Source organism: Rhizobium sp. ERR 942, from assembly GCF_007828395.1.
Classification (GTDB): domain Bacteria; phylum Pseudomonadota; class Alphaproteobacteria; order Rhizobiales; family Rhizobiaceae; genus Rhizobium; species Rhizobium dioscoreae.
In genome coordinates this window covers 33836-51463 of the sequence record NZ_VIUA01000003.1, presented here as the reverse complement: position 1 = coordinate 51463, position 17628 = coordinate 33836, and the positions used below count along the sequence as shown (strand labels likewise).

The 17628-nt window shown below is 60.6% G+C and carries 19 protein-coding genes; 7 read left to right on the top strand and 12 right to left on the bottom strand.

What is annotated here, in order from left to right:
* Positions 1-104 precede the first annotated feature (104 nt).
* From smc to FBZ97_RS12825, 5 genes are all read right to left on the bottom strand, one after another.
* On the bottom strand, positions 105-3566 hold the full coding sequence (gene smc / locus FBZ97_RS12845; RefSeq protein ID WP_145320861.1) for a chromosome segregation protein SMC: 3462 nt from the start codon (positions 3564-3566) through the stop codon (positions 105-107).
* Positions 3567-3974: 408 nt separating this feature from the next.
* Positions 3975-4664 carry a DsbA family protein gene (locus FBZ97_RS12840; RefSeq protein WP_069613791.1) on the bottom strand — a complete coding sequence of 230 codons (690 nt, stop codon included), beginning with the start codon at positions 4662-4664 and terminating at the stop codon, positions 3975-3977.
* 183 nt (positions 4665-4847) lie between these two features.
* Positions 4848-5120 (bottom strand): type II toxin-antitoxin system RelE/ParE family toxin, encoded by a 273-nt coding sequence (locus FBZ97_RS12835; protein ID WP_145320863.1) that lies wholly within the window; start codon positions 5118-5120, stop codon positions 4848-4850.
* Positions 5104-5328 carry a DUF6290 family protein gene (locus FBZ97_RS12830; RefSeq protein WP_145320865.1) on the bottom strand — a complete coding sequence of 75 codons (225 nt, stop codon included), beginning with the start codon at positions 5326-5328 and terminating at the stop codon, positions 5104-5106. Before FBZ97_RS12830 ends, FBZ97_RS12835 begins: the two co-directional genes overlap by 17 nt.
* A gap of 84 nt (positions 5329-5412) precedes the next feature.
* Positions 5413-5907: a DUF721 domain-containing protein gene (locus FBZ97_RS12825; protein WP_095434185.1), complete on the bottom strand. Its 495-nt coding sequence runs from the start codon at positions 5905-5907 to the stop codon at positions 5413-5415.
* A 95-nt stretch (positions 5908-6002) separates the two neighbouring features.
* Between FBZ97_RS12825 and mutY the strand changes: the two genes are divergently transcribed.
* The 3 genes from mutY to FBZ97_RS12810 are packed head-to-tail and all read left to right on the top strand — an operon-like array spanning position 6003 to position 8099.
* Positions 6003-7118: an A/G-specific adenine glycosylase gene (mutY, locus tag FBZ97_RS12820; RefSeq protein WP_145320867.1), complete on the top strand. Its 1116-nt coding sequence runs from the start codon at positions 6003-6005 to the stop codon at positions 7116-7118.
* The gene (locus FBZ97_RS12815) at positions 7115-7729 is read left to right on the top strand and encodes an HAD family phosphatase (protein WP_145320869.1); all 615 of its coding nucleotides are present in this window, start codon (positions 7115-7117) and stop codon (positions 7727-7729) included. The genes mutY and FBZ97_RS12815 overlap by 4 nt, the downstream gene beginning before the upstream one ends.
* A gap of 4 nt (positions 7730-7733) precedes the next feature.
* Entirely contained in the window at positions 7734-8099 is a 366-nt protein-coding gene (locus tag FBZ97_RS12810) for a nuclear transport factor 2 family protein (RefSeq protein ID WP_113331945.1), read from the top strand.
* Between the two features lie 130 nt (positions 8100-8229).
* Here the strand turns inward: FBZ97_RS12810 and FBZ97_RS12805 are convergent, their stop codons facing one another.
* From FBZ97_RS12805 to FBZ97_RS12795, 3 genes are all read right to left on the bottom strand, one after another.
* Positions 8230-9360 (bottom strand): site-specific DNA-methyltransferase, encoded by a 1131-nt coding sequence (locus FBZ97_RS12805; RefSeq protein WP_113353930.1) that lies wholly within the window; start codon positions 9358-9360, stop codon positions 8230-8232.
* A gap of 157 nt (positions 9361-9517) precedes the next feature.
* Entirely contained in the window at positions 9518-9865 is a 348-nt protein-coding gene (locus FBZ97_RS12800; RefSeq protein WP_145320871.1) for an antibiotic biosynthesis monooxygenase, read from the bottom strand.
* A complete protein-coding gene (locus tag FBZ97_RS12795; RefSeq protein ID WP_145320873.1) occupies positions 9862-10191 on the bottom strand; it encodes an NIPSNAP family protein in 330 nt (109 codons plus the stop codon). Before FBZ97_RS12795 ends, FBZ97_RS12800 begins: the two co-directional genes overlap by 4 nt.
* A 72-nt stretch (positions 10192-10263) precedes the next feature.
* On the opposite strand from FBZ97_RS12795, the gene FBZ97_RS12790 reads away from it, so the two are divergent.
* Positions 10264-11004, top strand: a complete 741-nt coding sequence (locus FBZ97_RS12790; RefSeq protein ID WP_145320875.1) for a helix-turn-helix transcriptional regulator — start codon at positions 10264-10266, stop codon at positions 11002-11004.
* Here FBZ97_RS12790 and FBZ97_RS12785 read toward each other — a convergent pair.
* From FBZ97_RS12785 to FBZ97_RS12775, 3 genes are all read right to left on the bottom strand, one after another.
* On the bottom strand, positions 11001-11426 hold the full coding sequence (locus tag FBZ97_RS12785) for a DUF1284 domain-containing protein (RefSeq protein ID WP_113331949.1): 426 nt from the start codon (positions 11424-11426) through the stop codon (positions 11001-11003). The two genes, FBZ97_RS12790 and FBZ97_RS12785, sit on opposite strands and share 4 nt — an antisense overlap.
* Complete coding sequence (locus FBZ97_RS12780) at positions 11423-12013, bottom strand: biotin transporter BioY (protein WP_145320877.1); 591 nt, start codon at positions 12011-12013, stop codon at positions 11423-11425. The genes FBZ97_RS12785 and FBZ97_RS12780 overlap by 4 nt, the downstream gene beginning before the upstream one ends.
* Before the next feature lie 264 nt (positions 12014-12277).
* Positions 12278-12946, bottom strand: a complete 669-nt coding sequence (locus FBZ97_RS12775) for a GntR family transcriptional regulator (protein ID WP_145320878.1) — start codon at positions 12944-12946, stop codon at positions 12278-12280.
* A 243-nt stretch (positions 12947-13189) separates the two neighbouring features.
* Between FBZ97_RS12775 and FBZ97_RS12770 the strand changes: the two genes are divergently transcribed.
* Entirely contained in the window at positions 13190-13882 is a 693-nt protein-coding gene (locus tag FBZ97_RS12770; RefSeq protein ID WP_113331986.1) for an HAD family phosphatase, read from the top strand.
* An 84-nt stretch (positions 13883-13966) separates the two neighbouring features.
* Here the strand turns inward: FBZ97_RS12770 and FBZ97_RS12765 are convergent, their stop codons facing one another.
* Positions 13967-14587 (bottom strand): hypothetical protein, encoded by a 621-nt coding sequence (locus FBZ97_RS12765; RefSeq protein WP_145320880.1) that lies wholly within the window; start codon positions 14585-14587, stop codon positions 13967-13969.
* Between the two features lie 313 nt (positions 14588-14900).
* On the opposite strand from FBZ97_RS12765, the gene thrC reads away from it, so the two are divergent.
* Both thrC and FBZ97_RS12755 read left to right on the top strand, forming a co-directional pair.
* Positions 14901-16298: a threonine synthase gene (gene thrC / locus FBZ97_RS12760; RefSeq protein WP_145320882.1), complete on the top strand. Its 1398-nt coding sequence runs from the start codon at positions 14901-14903 to the stop codon at positions 16296-16298.
* Between the two features lie 20 nt (positions 16299-16318).
* Positions 16319-17617 (top strand): pitrilysin family protein, encoded by a 1299-nt coding sequence (locus FBZ97_RS12755; RefSeq protein WP_113353923.1) that lies wholly within the window; start codon positions 16319-16321, stop codon positions 17615-17617.
* Positions 17618-17628: the final 11 nt, after the last annotated feature.

Genomic DNA, 17628 nt, shown 5'->3' with positions numbered 1-17628 from the left:
ACGCCCATGTTGTTGATTTAAAGACGACGCTAGCACGCTTTAGGGCTGTGCGGCAGACGACGGAGCAATTTCTTGTCGAAACGGGAACAGTTTTATCATCGCTCTCAAGCGATTTCGCGCAGCCGTTCGGCGGTCTGCAGGTCGACGGAGACAAGCTGCGAGACGCCCTGCTCCGCCATGGTGACGCCGAAGAGACGATCCATGCGGGCCATGGTGATGGGATTGTGGGTGATGACCACGAAGCGAGTCTCAGTAGAGGCCGCCATCTCGTCCATGAGGTTACAGTAGCGCTCGACATTGTGGTCATCGAGCGGCGCATCCACTTCGTCCAGAACGCAGATCGGCGCGGGATTGGTGAGGAACACCGCAAAGATCAGTGCCATGGCCGTCAGTGCCTGCTCGCCGCCGGAAAGCAGCGTCATGGTCTGCGGCTTCTTGCCGGGCGGCCGGGCAAGAATTTCGAGGCCTGCCTCCAGCGGATCGTCGGATTCGATCAGCTGCAGTTCGGCCGTGCCACCGCCGAAAAGATGGGTGAACAGCCGCTGGAACTGCGCATTGACGATGTCGAAGGCGACAATCAGGCGTTCGCGGCCCTCGCGGTTGAGGCTCTGGATCGCGCCGCGCAGCTTCCGGATGGCGTCGATGACGTCATCGCGTTCCTTGATCAGCGCCTGCAGCCGCTCCGTCAGCTCCTTGCTCTCCTCCTCGGCGCGCAGATTGACGGCACCGAGACGCTCGCGCTCGATCTTCAGCCGCTCCAGCTCGCGCTCGACTTCGCGGAGGTCAGGCACGTTTTGCGATACTGAAAGGCCGGTCAGGCGCATCGCCTCATGCGGCTCGACGTTCAGGGCTTGGCGGATGCGCAATTCGCTTTCCTGACGACGCTCACGCGCCGACACCAGCCGCTCCTCGACGCGGCCGCGCTTTTCCCGGCTTTCGGCGAGCTCGGAGAGTGCCGTCGCCGCATGGCGATCGGCTTCGCGCTGGATGCCTTCAGCTTCGGCAAGACGGTCTGCGGCCTGCCGGCGGGCATCCTCGGCCTTCTGCAGCTCGTTCATCAAGGCGCGGCGCTTGTCATCGAACTCATCGGGTGCCAGATCGAGCTCAGCCGCCTCTTCGCGCGCTTCCTCTTCACGGTCGCGCAGCGTCTGAATGTGCTCCTCGGCGCTGGCGGCGCGCTGATGCCAGGTGTCGCGCTCCTGCTGGATCGCCAGGATACGACGTTGCCGCGCCTCGTTTTCGCGGTTCAAGCCCTCATGGCGGGCGCGTGCTTCGGCCAGCACGCCCCGATCCGTTGCGACTTCGGCCTGCTGGTCGCGCAACTTCAGATCGATGGCGTCGAGATTCGGCGCGTCTTCCAGCTCGATGCGGGCATTTTCATCCTGCATGACAACGTCTTCCAGCTGCTCCTGCAGCCGGCTGACGGCCTCAATGATGACGTCACGGCGGCGGATGAGATCGCCGGAAGCGCGCTCTGCGGCAGCGAGCGCTTCGCGCGCCTCGGCCAGATGACGGGCAGCAAGACGGCTTGCGTCACGGGCGGTCGTGAGATGACCTTCTTCTGCGCGGATCGCATCGGCGGCTGCTGACAGGCGCTCCTCGGCCTCGGCTAGCACATCGCGCGCAAGCTCCGCTTCGGCTTCCAACTCAGAAAGACGGTTCTTCTGGGCAAGCCGCAGGGCAGCCGCACTCGGCGCATCCGCTCCGGTCACGTGACCGTCCCAGCGAAACACGGCGCCATCCCTGGTCACCAGCCGCTGTCCCGGCTTCAGCTCGGGCATCAGCCGCAGCGCGTCTTCCACCGAGACAATGCCGATCTGGCGCAGACGCCGCGTCAATGCCGCCGGCGCGCCGACATGGGTAATCAACGGCGCGGCACCTTCCGGCAAGGCCGGGTCGTTTGCACCGCTGCCATTATCCGACCAATAGACGGGTGCCTCGGAGCTGAGCGAGGATTCCAGATCATCGCCAAGGGCTGCGCCAAGCGCCGTTTCGAAGCCACGGTCGACACGCAGCTCTTCGGCGACAGGGGAAAAGGCACCGGACGTATCGCCCGCCGCCAGCATCTTGGAAATGGTCCGCGCCTCGGTTTCCAGCGCATTCAGACGCGCCCGCGCCTGCTCAACGGGGCCACGCGACAGCGCCTCGGTTTCACGCGCCTTGGCAAGAACGGCTTCGACACGCTGGATCTCGCTTTCCGCATCCGCAACGACGTTTTCCGCCGCCTCGACAATGTCGCGCTTTTCACTCGGGTCGGGCAGATCGGCCATCTTTTCGTCGATGGCGGCAAGCTCGCGGTTCGCTTCATCGGCCTGTCGCTCGAGCCGCATCTTGCGATCGGCCAGATCGCGGATGGCGCGCTCCAGCTGATTGCGAGCGGCGGCAGCTTCAGCACGTTCTGCGGTCAGAACAGTAAATATCCGCTCGCTGTCGGCGAGCTTGGTGGCCGCTTCCTCGAAGGCTAAGCGCGTTTCTTCGGCAAGCCTGCCGGAATCGGCAAGAATATCGGCGAGATCGGCTTCTTCCGCGTCGAGTTTTGCCAAAATAGCAGCGTTGTCGGCGACAAGCCGCTGCTCGCGGCTGATGTCCTCCGCCAGCTGTGCCAGCCGACGAATCAATTCATCCCGCCGGCGGAGGATGCGGTTGACATCTTCCTCCAGCTGGGAGCGGGCGATCTGCAGACGCTGCAAAGCGGCGGCGGCTTTCGCCTCTTCGTCGCGCAGTTCCGGCAGCTTGAAGCTGGCAATGCCCTGTGCCTTTGCCGCTTCCATCTGGATTTGCGCCTTTTCGGCGACGAGCACTGTTGCCTGGTTGAGCGCGCTGTCGGCTTCGGCTTCGGCTTCCTTGGCCTGCACCCAGTGGATATGCAGCAGCATGGCCTCGCGGGCGCGGATATCGGCCGAGAGCATCTTGAAGCGATTGGCCTGCCGCGCCTGCCGCTTCAGGCTCTCGATCTGGCTTTCGAGCTGCGATGTTACATCATCTAGGCGCTCAAGATTGCTTTCGGCCGCACGCAGACGAAGTTCGGCTTCATGACGGCGCGAATGCAGGCCGGAAATGCCGGCTGCTTCTTCAAGCAGCTGGCGCCTCGCCTGCGGCTTGGCTTGAATGAGTTCGCCAATACGCCCCTGCCCGACCATGGAAGGCGAACGGGCACCGGTGGAAGCATCGGCAAACAGCAGCTGCACATCCTTGGCGCGCGCTTCCTTGCCGTTGATACGATAGACCGAGCCCTGTTCGCGCTCGATGCGGCGCGTGACCTGGATTTCGTCGCTGTCATTGAAGGCGGCGGGCGCGGTGCGATCGCTATTGTCGAGGTAGAGGCCGACTTCGGCGGTGTTGCGGGCCGGGCGATTGCCGGATCCGGAGAAGATCACGTCATCCATGCCGGAGGCGCGCATGTTCTTGTAGGAATTCTCGCCCATGACCCAGCGCAGCGCTTCGACAAGATTGGACTTGCCGCAGCCATTCGGGCCGACGACACCGGTCAGGCCACGCTCAATGACGAATTCCGCCGGTTCGACGAAGGATTTGAAGCCGACAAGTCTCAGCCTGTTGAATTTCATCGGCTGATCTCCACCCCCCCCTTGAAGGCAGGGCTATCGCATATGGAGGCGGACGAGCACCATAAGCTCCTTCTCCCCTTGGGGAGAAGGTGGCCCGAAGGGTCGGATGAGGGGGCTATCGATTTGAATTCATGGATTTTCGTGCGTTTGGCAGGCACCCCCTCATCCGCCTGTCGGCACCTTCTCCCCGCTGGGGAGAAGGGGGACAGCGGCGATCTCCACTCATATGCGATAATCCTGCCCTTGAAGGAGAGGCTGGGACCCAAGGTCCGGGGCGGGGTAATCATGCGCTCACCCAGGAAATCACCCCCACCCGCGCGTTCCACGCGACCTCCCCCCTCGAGAGGGAGGTAATGGAAAACAGGCGTGCGATCTCGGCCGCCCGCCTGTGATGTAAAAAGGCGCGGATCAGAGCAGGCTGTCGATAAGCTTCGACATGGCAGCAACAGACATGTCCCCTGCATAGCGCTTGCCATTGATCAGGAAGGTCGGCGTCGCATTGACGCCGAAATCCTTGGCTGCGCGTTCCCGTACGGAATTGACATCATCCAGAAGCTTCTGGTTCGTCAAGCATTTCGTGAAGCTATCCTCAGTAAAACCAGCGAGTTTCGACATCTGGAGCAATGCGGCACGGCCGTCGACATCTGGAGAAGCCCAGGCGATCTGCTGCTTGAAGAGCATTTCGACCATCGGCATGTACTGTTCCTGCGGGGCGCAGCGGGCCAGCATGAAGGCTGCGGCAGCGCGCGGATCGAAGGGGAATTCGCGGATGATGAAGCGAACCTTGCCGGTATCGACATATTTCTGCTTGATCGTGTCGAAGGTCGTGACGGCAAAATGCGCGCAGTGCGGGCAGGTCAGCGACATGTATTCCACGATCTTGACCGGCGCATCTTCCTTGCCGAGTGCGATCTCCGGCAGCGGGCCGGGCTTCAGCACTTCATTCATGTCGACATTGCCGTCCGACGGCGGCACTTCATCTTCTGCAGTTGCGGCGGATGCGGTGCCTGCAACGGCAGAGAACGCCACGGAAAGAGCTGCAACGGCAGAACCGCCCAGCAGGTGGCGTTTGGTCAAGAGCATGTCGGACATCGGCATAGAGTCACCTGTCGTTGAAAGAGGTCTTCGAATGTTTCATGCGATATAACGGCAGCTTGCCGCTAACAAGGCACGGTTGGCCAACTTTCTTCAAAGAATTGTGACCGGGGAAAGACAAAAAGCTAAAATTGTCGCCATAATCGCAACAAGACAATTACCGTATCGAATAGGACGTGGTCGGGATTATTTTCGATAGACTTCGCGCCTGTTGCCGATTCGAACGATCAGTATCCGCACGGCGCTATCTTCTATATGCGCGATAATGCGATAATCCCCTACTCTGTATTTCCAGAAATCGCCGAGTTCCGAGCCCTTCAGCGCCTCTCCGATGGCACGCGGATCATCCAGCTTGGCAACACGGTCGTAAAGAAACTTCAAGATTCGGCGGGAAACCTCATGTCCAAGTTTGTCTAGTTCGCGCTCGGCGGCTCGTTGAAATTCAATCCGCCACGCCATAACGCGCCATCAGTTCGGCCAGCGAAACGGTGTCACTCTCACCACGGCGATGCTCTTCGAGGCGCCTTTCCGCCAGATAGATATCCTCAAGATCATCAAGATGCTCGAGAATTGCTTCGCGCGCATAGAAACTCTTGCTACGCCCCGTACGCTTGGCGAGCTCGTCGAGCCTTGCTTCAATTTCGGGCGGAAGCCTCAGGGCCAGCATAACATTCAACTCCAGTTGCTATACAAATATAGCAACTCGGGAGCGGATATCCAACCGGATTTCGAAATTCAGCTCCGCTATCTTCTAGCGCCGTTTCCAAGCCATGGCCGTTCCTAAACGCTGAACGGCGGCCCTGATCTTCTCATCTTCAATGCCGTCCATCATGTCAGCCAGCTTGCGGGCCGCCTCGCCCTTCAGTGGCGGCGGCGTGCGCGAACGCTTGGACGCGACCGAAACCGGCTTCTGCACGATGCGGATCTGGTTGACGGCATAGAAACCGAAGAAGCTGTTAATGCGCTGGATGAGTTCACCCTGGGCATGGGTCAGGAAGAGCGCGCGGGCGCCCTCGCAGGCGATCGTCAGCACGCCAGGCTGATAGCGGTCGTCCATGCCGGGACCGGTTCGCTTCGCCCACGCGATCTTCTCCGGCCGTGTGCAATCGGCAAAGTCCTCGCCGGCGATCTCGTCCCAGCAGCCGAGCAGCGTTGTATTGATACCTGCGCGCTTTGCCAGCACGGGATCGACAATGCCGTTGGTCAGCTCGGAAATCTGCTTTTCGCCTTTTCGGGGATAACTCATTTCAACTGGGTCTCTACACAGGCTTTATGCGTCCGGCACCTTGATCGCCCGACACAGCTTGGCCAAGTATAGAGCACTTCCCCTCGACGCGGCAAATCATGACGACGACTTTAGAATCCCCCACGGCCGCATCGCTGCTTGCCTGGTACGACCGCCATCATCGCGACCTGCCCTGGCGGGTTTCGCCGCCGATGGCAGCACGCGGCGTCAAGCCGGACCCCTATCGCGTCTGGCTGTCGGAAGTGATGCTGCAGCAGACGACCGTGCCGGCGGTCAAAGCCTATTTCGCGAAATTCCTGGAGCGCTGGCCGACTGTCAATGATCTCGCCGCCGCTGCGAATGAAGACGTCATGGCCGCCTGGGCGGGGCTCGGCTATTACGCGCGCGCCCGCAATCTGAAGAAATGCGCCGAAGCGGTTGCCGCAGACCATGCTGGCCGCTTTCCCGATACCGAGGAAGGGCTGCGAGCGCTTCCAGGCATCGGCGATTATACATCCGCCGCCGTCGCCGCCATCGCGTTCAATCGTCAGGCAGCCGTGATGGACGGTAATGTCGAGCGGGTCATTTCCCGCCTCTACGCGATTTCGGCGCCGCTGCCCGGCGCCAAGCCGCTGATGAAGCACAAGGTAGCCCTGCTGACACCTGCCGACCGACCGGGCGATTTTGCTCAGGCGATGATGGATCTCGGTGCGACGATCTGTACGCCGAAGCGTCCGGTCTGTTCGCTCTGTCCCTTCAACGGCGCCTGTCAGGCGCTGGCTGCACATGATCCCGAACGTTTCCCGGTCAAGGCAGCCAAGAAGGAAAAGCCGGTACGCCAGGGCGCGGTCTTCGTCGCCGTCAATGATGAGGGGGAAATCTTCCTGCGGCGGCGTGTGGAAAGTGGGTTGCTCGGCGGCATGACCGAGGTTCCGACGACCGGCTGGACGGCGCGGATCGACGGCGAGACCGGCATCGAGGCCGCGCCCTTCCCTGCCGACTGGCAGCCGGCAGGCACGGTGACGCATGTCTTCACGCATTTCGAATTGAGATTGTCGATCTGGCGTGCCAAGTCGGTGACGCAGAGTGACAACCATGACGGATGGTGGGCGCCGGTTACAAATCTTGAAGAGCAGGCACTCCCGACAGTCATGAAAAAAGCAATCGCTCAGGCTATTCCCAATGCGTTCGCAAAAATGCCTTTAGAGCAAAAATCAGGAATTCATTCATGACGACGGAAATACGGCACATCGTTTTCGATATTGGCAAGGTTCTCATCCACTATGATCCAAACCTTCCCTACAGCCGGATCATTCCGGACGATGCTGAGCGAGAATGGTTCTTCGCCAATGTCTGCACTCATGAATGGAACCTCGAGCAGGATCGCGGCCGCACCTGGAGCGATGCCGAGGCGCTGCTGATCGCCGATCATCCCGAACGGGAAGAGCAAATCCGCAGCTTTCGCAAATATTGGCACGAGATGGTTCCGCATGCCTATGAAGACAGCGTCGCTATTCTGGAACAGCTCATCGCGGAAGGCCGCGATGTCACCATGCTGACCAATTTCGCCTCTGACACGTTCCGCGAGGCACAGGAGCGCTATCCCTTCCTCAAGAAGCCGCGCGGCGTGACGGTTTCGGGCGATATCGGCCTGATCAAGCCGGATGTCGCGATTTATGATACCCACGCCAAGAGCTTCGGTCTTGACCCGGCCTCGACGATCTTCATCGACGATTCCTATCCGAACGTCGAAGGCGCGCGCGCTGCCGGCTGGCATGCTGTTCACTTCACCGGCGCCGAGAAGCTGCGCAGCGATCTCGCCGCCCATGGCATAAAGGTTTAAGCCGATGACCTTCGATCCCGCAGAACGCATTGAGCTGTTCCATGACGCGATCAACCGCCTCGACTATGAGGCGATCGAAAATTTCTTCGCCGAGGATGCGACCTATGTCTCCAACGGCGTCGGCAGCCTTGCCGGCCGCGCGGCGATCATGGAAGCCTTCCGCGGCTATTTCGACACCTATCCGGATCAGACCGCATCCAACTCGCTGGTGGAGACGCTGACCCCACTGTCCGGCCGTGCCGTCTGGTCTGTCCGCGCAACCAACAGCAAGACGGGCAAGCCGCTGATCCGCGAAGGCGAGGAAACGATTACCTTTAACGAGGACGGCCGCGTCGTGCGCGTCGATGTCACGGATTACCAGGACTTCTAAAATCTGAAGTTAAAGACGCGCAGGGCCTTGCCGGATAGATCGTCCGGCAAGGCCCTGCGCATTTCACCTTCTTCCCTGACTGGAGGTACACGGCGGAAGAAGGCGGATACGTTGGGGAAAATGGCTGAGGCTATTCAACCTTGGCCAGATCGCTGCGGATGATGGCTCTGAGTTCGTCGATCGGACGCAGGGAACGGCCGTCGTCGAAATGCCAGAACATCCACCCATTGCATGCATCAAGGCCCTGAACTTTCGCGCCAAGGCGATGAATGGAACCGGCCTCGCCGCCGGAAGCGACCGTGCCATCAGCCCGCACGATGGCACTATAGCGGCGCTTTGCATCGGTCAGCACCTGGCCGGGTTTGATGAGGCCGCTCTCGATGAGCGTATTGAAGGCGACGCGTACTTCCGCCTTCTTGCCGGTCATGACGGTCAGCTCGGCCTTGCCGAGCGGTTCGACGGCTGCAATGCGGGCGCTGGCCGCATCGATGTAATCCTGCTCGCGCTCGATGCCGACAAAGTGGCGGCCGAGGCGCTTGGCAACCGCGCCCGTCGTGCCCGATCCGAAGAAGGGATCGAGAATGATGTCGCCAGGCTTGGAAGACGCCATGATGACACGGGCCAGCAGCGCTTCCGGCTTCTGCGTCGGATGCACCTTCTTGCCGTCGTCGCCCTTCAGCCGCTCATTGCCGCTGCAGATCGGAAACAGCCAGTCGGAGCGCATCTGCACATCGTCGTTGGCGGCCTTCATCGCATCATAGTTGAAGGTATAGCCCTTCGCCTTGGCGTTCGGGCTCGCCCAGATCATCGTCTCATGCGCGTTCTGGAAGCGGCGACCCTTGAAATTCGGCATCGGGTTGGTCTTGCGCCAGACGATGTCGTTGAGGATCCAGAAGTTCAGATCCTGCAGCGTCGCGCCGACGCGGAAGATGTTGTGATAGGAGCCGATGACCCAGATCGTGCCCGTTGGCTTCAGCACGCGGCGGCAGGCGAGCAGCCAGGCGCGGGTGAAGGCGTCATAGGCTTCGAAAGAGGCGAACTGGTCCCATTCGTCATCGACTGCATCGACAAGCGACTGGTCCGGACGATGCAGCGTGCCGCCAAGCTGGAGGTTGTATGGTGGGTCGGCGAAGATGACGTCGACGGATTGATTGGGCAGTGCCTCAAGAGCGGCCACGCAATCGCCCTTGATGATCGTGTCGATCCAGGACCCCGGAACGGCTGAAGTCCTGAGGTCGGCAAGCGGGAAAACTGACGCCATGTGATACTCGCTGTTACACTTACTCGGTGCTCTTAACTGAGTGTTATGGTTACCTAACTTGGTTACCAAAGGCTAAAGCGGCGTCATATTTTCTGCATTCCCAACGAAACCGCCGGGAATGCAGGCCTCATCGAAAGGCGCTATCGCTTTGAAAGCCCTAGATATCGTGGACTGCGTGACTGTCGACGGGCGCTTCCGCCCGTTCCGTCATACCGTAATCGCGAAGCACCTGCGCGACACGCAAACGATAGTCGGCAAAGACTGTCTTGCGCCCCGCTTTCTGGGCGGCGCGATGGGCCTCGCGGTTTCGCCATTGGCGAACGGCGGCCTTGTCGCGCCAGAAGGACAGCGACAGGATCTTGCCCGGCTGGGTCAGGCTTTCGAAACGTTCGATGGAGACGAAACCGTCGATCGCTTCCAGTTCCGAACGCAGCCTTGCGGCAATATCGAGATAGTGCTGGCGTTCGTCGGGATGGGGAATAACTTCGAAAATGACTGCGATCATGGCGATATCCTCGGAGCATGCGGCAGCGAGACATTCTTCAGGAAAATGCGATCTTCCTGCAAGATGAAACGCTCGCGGCGGGCTAGATCAAGATTGGCCTGCGCCAGCGGATCGGCGGCGAGGCTCTTGCGATAGGCCTCATAGGTGGCGAGATTCTCGATGTTATAGACGCCATAGGCCGTCGTCAGCGAGCCCTCGTGCGGTGCGAAATAGCCGATCAGGTCCGCGCCATTGCGTGGGATGACCTGGCCCCAGGCTTTGCCATATTCCGCGAAGGCTTCCTGCTTGAACGGGTCGATCTGATAACGGATGAGACAGGTAATCATGGGTTTTCTCCTTTGCTGATGCCGCTGTTTTCGCACATTGCAGCACGGAGATGGTTCGGTTACGATCGAAGTATGAAAGAAGGTCCAGACATAGCACAGATCGGCTCGCTGATCGGCGATCCCGCGCGAGCGAACATTTTGACAGCGCTGATGGGCGGCCGGGCGTTGACGGCAACGGAACTGGCGGCGGCTGCCGGCGTGACGTTGCAGACCGCCAGCGCCCATCTTGCCAAACTTGAAGCGGGAGGCCTGCTGGCACAACGCAAGCAGGGCCGCCATCGCTATTTCACGCTGGCAGACGATCGCGTCGGCAAGCTGCTCGAGAGCATCATGGGTTTTGCCGCGACGCGCGGCCATCTGCGCCATCGCCCCGGCCCGAAGGAGCCGGCCTTGCGCAAGGCACGCATCTGCTACGACCATCTAGCCGGCGATTACGGCGTGCGCATGCTTGACAGCCTGATCGAGGCCGGGTCGATCTCCGCGGTGGGCGAAGGTCTGAGCCTGACGGCCGATGGCGAAAGGCATCTTGGAACGATCGGCATCGACGTCTCCGGATTGCGCTCGAGCCGCCGCCCGCTTTGCCGATCCTGCCTGGATTGGAGCGAGCGGCGCGCGCATCTTGCAGGCAGCCTCGGCAAGGCGCTGCTTTCGAATTTTCTCGACAAGGGTTGGGCGCGGCGAACCGAAAACAGCCGCTCGATCTTCTTCACGCCCGAGGGCGAGCGCCGCTTTTTGGCGCTCTTTCCACTTGAGTTGAGCGATGGCGCCCGGCAGTCAGAGGCCTCACAGCCAGAGCTGGATAACACGCCTTAAGCTGCCTTGATCAGGACACCGCTGAAATTGCTGGCAGCAATGCGGCTGCAGAGGTCGCCCCATTCGCAGCCGATGCAGGCATGACGGATTTCACCGCTGGCGAAATTGCGGCGAAGCTTAGAAAGCAGGATGGCATCAGGCACCAGCACCGTGCCTATGCCGATCTCTTCGCCCAGCAAGGCCGCGACATCTGCAAGGGCAGTTGCATCCCGCTCGATGACCGAAGCCTTGAAGCAGTGTGGCTCCTCCCCGTTCAGGAGCGGAGCGCAGATGTCATCGGGGCCGGAGACCAGTTTGATCTTCTCCCCTTCCGACAGCCGCTCGGCGATGCGGCGATAATTGTCGGTGAAGGCCGAGGTATAGCCTTCACCAACGAAGGTCAGCATGCAGAGCAGATGATGGGCGCGAAGCCTGACGGTCAATTCAGACGCGCCTTGCCGCTATAGACCTGAATGGTCTTCAGCACTGCGGCTGCAAGCGCGGACTTGAGGACGGCGCCGAGGATGAAGGGCGCCACGCCAAGCAGCCAGCCTTTTTCCGCACCGATCAGCGCTGCAAGCCATATGCCGCCGATCGCAAGGCAGAGAATGTTAGCCGAGAGATGCGCCAGAAAGCTGCGCACGACGCGGTTGCCGCTCCAACCTCGCTCGGCAAGCCAGCCGACGAGGGCTGCGATGATCGGGAAGGATGCGAGATAACCCGCCGTCGGACCCATGAAGGGCGCAATGCCGCCTGCACCACCGGCGAGCACCGGAAAGCCGATGGCAGCTTCGCCCAGCCAGGCGAGAACCGTAACTGCGCCAAGACGCCAGCCATAAAGAGCACCGATCATGGTAATCGCGAATGTCTGCATGGTGATCGGCACCGGTATCATCGGCACCGAGATTTGCGATGCGAGCGCCAGGATCAGTGTTCCGGCGAGAACGAACACAGTCTTGACAACAAGCGAACGCTGACCAAGGCGAAGCGGATCGAAAGCGACTTCATCGTGATGCTGCAACAGGGACATAGGCTCTCCTTTCAAAATTATAGATAATTTTCTAGTCTCATCTATTTTATGAGAGAGATTGCGAGCTCAGGCAAGTGGCGAGCATTGGATATTTTGAGTAAGCGCGAAATCCCATTGAAAAATAATAGTAATAAATCCGGAAAGCACGGCGAACCGCAGGTGAAATGCCGATCGGGATGCAGCAGCGGCAAAACGAAGAAACTCCGCGCGGAGCACAGCTCGCGAGGCACGCCCTACGAGGTATCTCAAAATTATCTATAATTTTTAGCCGACGATTGCGAAGGCGTCGCGTGTCGATCCCGCAGGTGTGCGCACCGGCGCGCGGCCGATCCATTGCACATGTTTCTGCAGAATAGTAGCCGCCTCGTCGGCCCGCCCTTGGCGCAGCGCCGCCAGAATGGCGCGGTGGTCATGATCCGTGCGTTTTTCCCAGCCGGATTGCCAGGCGGAGAAGAGAAAGCGGGCGCTCGCCGCATGCAAATCATCGATGGCGGCAAGAAGGCGCGCCATACCGCAAGGCGCCAGGATCAGGCGATGGAAACGGCGGTTTGCTTCCTCCCAGGCGTGGACATCACCGGCGGCATCGCCATCACGTGTCGCCTGCTCGGCCTCATCCAGAATGGCTGACGTCAGATGCGGGGCCGCATGCTTGAGCGCAAGGCCTTCAAGGGCTGCGCGCATCTCCGCAACTTCGCGGACCTCCTTGAGATCGAAGGTGGCGACGCGCACACCGCGACGCGGAAGGCTGATCGCCAGCCCCTGCGCCTCGAGCCGCCGGAACGCCTCGCGCACGGGCACATGGCTGGTGCCGAACTCCTCGGCGATGTGATCCTGCCGCAGGCGGGCATCGGGCGCGATCTCGCCGCGGATGATGCGGTCGGCAAGCACCCGGCTGATGCGGCTGGCAATGGTGTCGTCGCGCTCCTTGGCCATGGCCGATCCTTAAAGGCGGGCCAATCCGATGTCGAGGGCCGATATCGAGCGACAAGAAATCGTCATCACCTCTTTTGCGCATTTCGACCTTTTCGCTCACTGCAGCGCAGCCATGCCCGCCAATTGGTTGAGCTTTGCCGACATATCGTGTAAAGCCCGGCGGTCATTTTTCGGAGCATGTCCCGAAACATCAATGGTTTCCTGGAGCGTGCCGAACCCAGCCACATCAAAGGCAGCAATTTCATGAGCAATGGCTTCGACCTTATCATCTTCGACTGTGACGGCGTTCTGGTCGATTCGGAAATCATCGCGGCGCAGGTTGAATCGAAGCTGCTGACCGATGCGGGTTATCCGATCAGCACCGAGGAAATGGGCGAACGCTTCGCCGGCATGACCTGGCGCAACATCCTGTTCGAAGTCGAGCGCGAGGCCAGTATTCCCCTCTCCGCTTCGCTGCTCGACAAATCGGAAAAGCTGCTCGACCTGGCGCTTGCCAGCGACGTTCAGCCTATCCCTGGCGTTCCGCTGGCGCTGTCACGCCTGCCGATACCGCGCTGCATCTGCTCGAATTCCAGCTTCGCCCGCATCGAGATGATGCTGACGAAGGTCGGCTACCTCAAACTGTTTGCTCCGAATATCTTTTCCGCCAAGGATCTCGGCGCCGACCGCGTAAAGCCCAAGCCGGACATTTTCCTGCATGGCGCCAAGCAGATGAATGTCAGCCCAGCCAATACGATCGTCGTCGAAGATTCGGTCCACGGCGTTCAGGCGGCACGTGCCGCCGGCATGCGCGTCATCGGCTTCACCGGCGCATCGCACACCTATCCTTCGCACGCCGATCGGCTGACCGATGCCGGCGCCGAAACCGTCGTCAGCCGCATGGCCGACTTGCCGGGCGTGGTCATGGCGCTCGCCGAATGGGACGGCGTGCTCTGAGGCAATAGGCAATAGGCAATAGATGTTGCGGCCATAGTGCCGGCGGCAGTAAGGACAAGGTGATCTTTTCCTACTGCTCCAACCTTAGTGGCGCTTCTTGCGCGCTGGCTTCTCGCCCTTTGCCGGCTTCTGCGGGCCTTGATCGAAACCGATCTGGACGATGGTGAAGCCGCCCGAGCCACCAGCAACTTGAATATCGTCGTCGGTGAAGAGGAACTGCGCCGTGCTTTCGCCCGGCGGGATTTCCGCCATATACATGATGGTCTTGCTATAGAGCGCGTTGTCATTGTCCATGACCGCAACATGGATCGGCAGGGTTACCTTGCCGGAGCTGCCCATGGGACCGGCAACCAGGCGCCCCTGCGCCACGACGTGAATGCCGAGGCTTGTTCCATCGGTGGTGCACTGGCGGGTCGCCTGCGCCAGCGAAGCCTGATAGACCAGCTGGTTCGGATCGTCCTTGGCGCCCTTGGCGTAGGTGCGATAGACCGAATCCTCGTCGCGGATGACCGCCTGCGGGCACTTGCCGGCAACATAGGTCTGGCCGCCCGTAGGTGCGGCAGTCGTGGCTCCGGTTTGCGGCGCTACCGTTACATCCGTTGCCGGCTGTTTTTCACTGCTGCCGCCGATGCCGAGAGTGCTGCAACCCGTCAGGAATGCCAGAAGCGAAGCGGAGAAAAGACGACGCGAAACCTTGCCAAACACTATAATTCCACCCTCTCCATATATTTCATATAATCGGCCTGCAGCCTGTCAAACGGGCCTTTTATGACACTTGGCGATGGTCTATACCAGCGACGCAGCGAAAAATCGATTGGGTAGACACCGTTTTGGCTCACTTTTCGAGATCGACACATTGCCACAAACAGACGCCACATGGCGCCGATCCCACGCGCCTTGCGCAAACGCGAAAACCACGCGGCTGATCCGACGCAAAAAGACCGGCCGCCGTCGCTTCGTTCCTCTACCCTCTCAATCGATCACTCAGGCAATTTTGCGACCAAAGGAATTCTAGACCGTGGACTACATTTCAACGCGGGGAGAAGCCCCTGCCCTTGGCTTCTGCGACGCTCTTCTGGCCGGCCTTGCTCGTGACGGCGGGCTCTATGTTCCCCGTGAATGGCCGGTCCTGACGAAGAAGGAAATCCGCGCCTTTCGCGGCAAGAGCTATCAGGATGTCGCCTTCGCCGTCCTCTCGCCCTTTACCAATGGCGAGATCCCGGCAGATGTCTTCCGCGGCATGATCGATGATGCCTACGCTACGTTCCGGCATCCGGCAGTGGCGCCGCTCGTCCAGACCGGACCGAACAGCTTCGTCATGGAGCTTTTCCACGGCACCACGCTCGCCTTCAAGGATGTCGCCATGCAGCTGCTGGCGCGGCTGATGGACTATGCGCTGGAGAAGCGCGGCCAGCGGGCGACCATCGTCGGCGCGACCTCGGGCGATACCGGCGGCGCGGCAATCGACGCCTTTGCCGGACGCGAGCGCACCGATATCTTCATTCTCTTCCCGCATGGAAAAGTCTCGTCGGTACAGCAGCGGCAGATGACCACGTCGACGGCAGCGAATGTGCATGCGCTGGCCATCAAGGGCAATTTCGACGATTGCCAGAACCTCGTCAAAGCCATGTTCAACGATGCCCCCTTCCGCGACAAGGTGAGGCTCTCCGGCGTCAATTCCATCAACTGGGCGCGAATCATGGCGCAGGTGGTCTACTATTTCACCACCGCTGTTGCTCTCGGCGGCCCTGACCGAAAGATTTCCTTCACGGTGCCGACGGGCAATTTCGGCGACATTTTCGCCGGCTACGTCGCCAAGCGCATGGGCCTGCCGATCGAAAAGCTGGTCATCGCCACCAACGAGAACGATATTCTGGCGCGCATGCTGAAGTCAGGCCGCTATGAGATGCGCTCGGTAAAAGCCACCACCTCGCCGTCGATGGATATCCAGATCTCCTCCAATTTCGAGCGCCTGCTGTTCGAGGCCAACGGCCGGGATGCCTCCAAGGTGCGCGCTGCCATGGAAAGCCTGAAGCAGTCGAACGGATTTTCAGTCAGCGAAGAAGCCCTGAAGCTTATCAAGAAGGACTTCCGCGCCGGCCGCGCGAGCGAGAAGCAGGTGGCCGAAACGATCCGCAAAACCCTTGCCGACACAGGCTATCTGCTCGACCCGCATACGGCGATCGGCGTCTTCATTGCGGACAAGAACGAGCGCCCCAGCAGCCCTATGGTGACGCTTGCGACGGCCCACCCGGCAAAATTCCCCGCCGCAGTAAAATCCGCATCCGGTATTGACCCGGCGCTTCCGACGTGGCTTGCTGGTCTAATGACCAGGGAGGAGCGTTTCGACATTCTCGATCCGGAACTTAAAGCCGTTGAAAGCTTTATCGGCAAGCATGCCCGGACCGGCGAATAACAGACGCGGAAAGACAGGCGATGACAGTGGAGTGCACCCGGCTAGCGTCCGGGCTGACAGTAGCGACCCAATCGATGCCACACCTCGAAAGCGTGGCACTCGGCGTTTGGATCAAGTCGGGTTCGCGTAACGAAACCGAGGCAGAACACGGTATCGCGCATCTGCTCGAACATATGGCGTTCAAGGGCACAGCGCGGCGCTCCGCCCGGCAGATCGCCGAGGAAATCGAGAATGTCGGCGGCGAAGTCAACGCCGCCACCTCGACGGAAACCACGTCTTATTATGCCCGCGTGCTGAAGGATCATGTGCCGCTCGCCGTCGATATCCTTGCCGATATCCTAACGGAATCCGCTTTCGACGAGGAAGAGCTGGCGCGCGAAAAACAGGTCATCCTGCAGGAAATCAATGCCGCGAACGACACGCCCGACGATGTCGTCTTCGACAAGTTTTCCGAGGTCGCCTATCGCGGCCAGACGCTTGGGCGCGCCATTCTCGGCACACCGGAGACTGTCGTCTCCTTCTCGCCAGAACAGATCCGCCATTATCTCGGCCGCAACTACACGACCGACCGCATGTTCGTCGTGGCGGCCGGCGCAGTCGACCATGAAAGCTTCGTGCGGCAGGTCGAGGAGCGCTTCTCCAGTCTTCCGACGAAACCGTCCGCTCCACCCGTTATCGAGCCGGCGCGTTATATCGGCGGCAACATTCGCGAAACCCGCGATCTGATGGATGCGCAGATCCTGCTCGGCTTCGAAGGCCGCGCCTATCATACCCGCGATTTCTACTGCTCGCAGATCCTCGCCAATATCCTCGGCGGCGGCATGTCCTCGCGGCTATTCCAGGAAGTGCGCGAATTCCGCGGCCTCTGTTATTCGGTCTATGCCTTTCATTGGGGCTTCTCCGACACGGGCATCTTCGGCATCCATGCGGCGACCGGCGGCGAGAACCTGCCGGAACTGCTGCCCGTCATTGTCGACGAGCTGCATAAATCCTCGCATGACATTCAGCAGCAGGAAATCGAGCGCGCCCGCGCCCAGATCCGCGCGCAGCTGCTGATGGGCCAGGAAAGCCCGGCTGCCCGCGCCGGCCAGGTCGCACGACAGATGATGCTTTATGGCCGCCCCATCCCGAACCAGGAGATGCTGGAGCGCCTGGAAGGCATCACGATCGACCGCCTGACGGATCTTGCCGGTCGCTTGTTCTTCGATACAGTACCGACGCTTTCTGCGATCGGGCCGCTGGAGCAGCTCGCGCCGATGGAGGACATCGTAACCTCGCTGTCGGCGCCGGTCCCTGCCTCCAGAAGCGCAAGCGGCTAAGGGCACGCCGC

Coding starts and splice junctions, on each gene's coding strand:
- smc (WP_145320861.1), bottom strand. CDS start 3,566: ATGAAATTCAACAGGCTGAGACTTGTCGGCTTCAAATCCTTCGTCGAA.
- FBZ97_RS12815 (WP_145320869.1), top strand. CDS start 7,115: ATGACGACGGAAATACGGCACATCGTTTTCGATATTGGCAAGGTTCTC.
- FBZ97_RS12805 (WP_113353930.1), bottom strand. CDS start 9,360: ATGGCGTCAGTTTTCCCGCTTGCCGACCTCAGGACTTCAGCCGTTCCG.
- FBZ97_RS12780 (WP_145320877.1), bottom strand. CDS start 12,013: ATGTCCCTGTTGCAGCATCACGATGAAGTCGCTTTCGATCCGCTTCGC.
- FBZ97_RS12810 (WP_113331945.1), top strand. CDS start 7,734: ATGACCTTCGATCCCGCAGAACGCATTGAGCTGTTCCATGACGCGATC.
- FBZ97_RS12795 (WP_145320873.1), bottom strand. CDS start 10,191: ATGATTACCTGTCTCATCCGTTATCAGATCGACCCGTTCAAGCAGGAA.
- FBZ97_RS12800 (WP_145320871.1), bottom strand. CDS start 9,865: ATGATCGCAGTCATTTTCGAAGTTATTCCCCATCCCGACGAACGCCAG.
- FBZ97_RS12775 (WP_145320878.1), bottom strand. CDS start 12,946: ATGGCCAAGGAGCGCGACGACACCATTGCCAGCCGCATCAGCCGGGTG.
- FBZ97_RS12840 (WP_069613791.1), bottom strand. CDS start 4,664: ATGCCGATGTCCGACATGCTCTTGACCAAACGCCACCTGCTGGGCGGT.
- FBZ97_RS12770 (WP_113331986.1), top strand. CDS start 13,190: ATGAGCAATGGCTTCGACCTTATCATCTTCGACTGTGACGGCGTTCTG.
- FBZ97_RS12825 (WP_095434185.1), bottom strand. CDS start 5,907: ATGAGTTATCCCCGAAAAGGCGAAAAGCAGATTTCCGAGCTGACCAAC.
- FBZ97_RS12830 (WP_145320865.1), bottom strand. CDS start 5,328: ATGCTGGCCCTGAGGCTTCCGCCCGAAATTGAAGCAAGGCTCGACGAG.
- FBZ97_RS12835 (WP_145320863.1), bottom strand. CDS start 5,120: ATGGCGTGGCGGATTGAATTTCAACGAGCCGCCGAGCGCGAACTAGAC.
- FBZ97_RS12790 (WP_145320875.1), top strand. CDS start 10,264: ATGAAAGAAGGTCCAGACATAGCACAGATCGGCTCGCTGATCGGCGAT.
- FBZ97_RS12755 (WP_113353923.1), top strand. CDS start 16,319: ATGACAGTGGAGTGCACCCGGCTAGCGTCCGGGCTGACAGTAGCGACC.